At 33.5% G+C, this 236-nt stretch carries 1 protein-coding gene; it reads left to right on the top strand.

Going from position 1 to position 236, the window contains the following annotated elements; all coding sequences use genetic code 11:
• Positions 1-236: hypothetical protein (locus AAEY57_RS21150; protein ID WP_350608802.1), on the top strand; the 236-nt coding region annotated here is incomplete at both ends.

Below are 236 nucleotides of genomic sequence, written 5' to 3'. Positions count from 1 at the left end.
ATATTTTGGTGACGGCTTCTCTAATGGTTACAAATTTATTGAACATCAAGATCTTGCAACACCACTTAATCGTTTCAATGTTTTTACAAACATAGTAAATAATTATGCTGATGATCATTCAATGAATTTTGAAGTTTCTTTCTCAAAAGCTAGTGCTTATGCAGAAAGTAGCCCAATTTTCCTTGCTGAATCGATTCGTTCAGATAATGCATTTTTAGACCCAGCTGCTAAAGCAC

It is taken from the genome of Pseudoalteromonas sp. MER144-MNA-CIBAN-0113 (assembly GCF_040308965.1).
Taxonomy (GTDB): Bacteria; Pseudomonadota; Gammaproteobacteria; order Enterobacterales; family Alteromonadaceae; genus Pseudoalteromonas; species Pseudoalteromonas tetraodonis.
This window is presented reverse-complemented; position numbering and strand designations above follow the sequence as displayed.